The organism is Polynucleobacter sp. es-MAR-4, assembly GCF_018882055.1.
Classification (GTDB): Bacteria; Pseudomonadota; Gammaproteobacteria; order Burkholderiales; family Burkholderiaceae; genus Polynucleobacter.
Genome location: NZ_JACVPF010000006.1, coordinates 1 through 1,484, shown reverse-complemented (window position 1 = coordinate 1,484; position 1,484 = coordinate 1). Strand labels below are relative to the sequence as shown.

Annotated in this window: 1 protein-coding gene; it reads left to right on the top strand. The window is 47.4% G+C overall.

The features are described from left to right. Window positions 1-1,484, top strand: a 1,484-nt coding sequence (locus tag ICN16_RS09795) for a YDG domain-containing protein (RefSeq protein WP_216137075.1), incomplete at both ends; no start/stop codon positions are given.

Here is a 1,484-nt window from a genome sequence, read left to right as displayed (position 1 = left end):
TACTGGCCTAACGAATCTAGTTGGCAGTGGTTCTGGTAACTTCCGCTATAACAGCAATGCCAGCAGCACCGGATATAACAGCACAGCTGCAGCTTTAGGGGCAGGGACTTATGCGGTTTATCGTGAGCAGCCAATATTTACTGTCACTGCAAATAATGTATCGAGCACATACGGTAGTAGTCCTAGTGTGAACGTGACTAACTCAACTGTGAATGGCGATACCTTATCGCAAATTTATGGTTCGGGTAATGAGCCTACTACCAGCATTGATGGCAATACGTCATCCGCTGGGTTTTACACTGCAGGCACGCACAACATTAGCTTCACTAGCGCTAATGCCAATATTCTTGGCTATGCCTCACCAACATTGACCAATGGCACGCTCACTGTTGATCAGGCAACTCTCACTGTGACTGGTACGCAAGTTGCGAATACTACCTATAACAACAGCACAGTTGCCTCCTTTAGTAATAATGGCAGCTTAACTGGTGTGCTGAGTAATGCTACCTCTAGTGTCAGCGATGGGGTAACTGTTATTGCGAGCGGTAACTTTAGCAGTAAGAACGCGGGCAATAATCTTTCTGTTGCGATGACTAGTACTCTTACTGGTGATGACGCTGCCAACTATGTGCTGACCCAAGAAACTGGAATTACCGGCAACATCACGCCTAAAAACGTTACGCTCTCACTCGGTAATGTTAGCAAGGTCTATAGCGGTAATACTAGTTACACGGCGGATGCTACCGACCTCTCTTCACTGTCTTCTTTGCTCGGTGTTGCTGGAGATAGTGTTACCGGAATTACCCTGAGCTACAACAATAAGAATGTTGGTACCGGTAAAACGCTATCTGCTAGTGCTGCCAATATCAGTAGCGGGAATGGCAACTACAACATCTCGTATACCGACACTACCGATAGCGCTATTACACGCTTGAGTTCTGTAACCTGGACGGGTGGGGCAACCGGTAACTGGTTTGATGCTGGCAATTGGGCCGGAGGCGCTGTTCCAGATCTCAGTAACGTTGAAACAGTCATTATTCCTACTGGGGTATCCGCTACCTTTGGTAATGCTAGTGCCAGTGCAGTCAATATCACTGGTTTACAAGCTTCAGCAGCCACGCTCTATCAGGCCAACGGCACTCTGAATATTGGTAGTGGTGGTGTTACGTTGAATAACTTTACGCAGGCATCTGGCAATCTGAGTAGCACTGGTGATATGTCTGTGAGCATCCTTAGCGGTACTGGTGGCAATATCACTATCGGTACAGGTTCAGTTCTGAATGTAACTCAAGCTGCTAACACTACTTACGCTGGCAAAATTATTGGCGGCGGCTCATTCTTTAAAGCGGGTACTGGAACTCTCACCCTCTCAGGCGCTAACACCTTCACTGGCGGCGCCAATATCTCCGCCGGTAAGGTGATTGCTGGTAACTCTAATCCAAGCTCATCTTTTGATGACAGCCTTGCGGTATACGTTAATGATG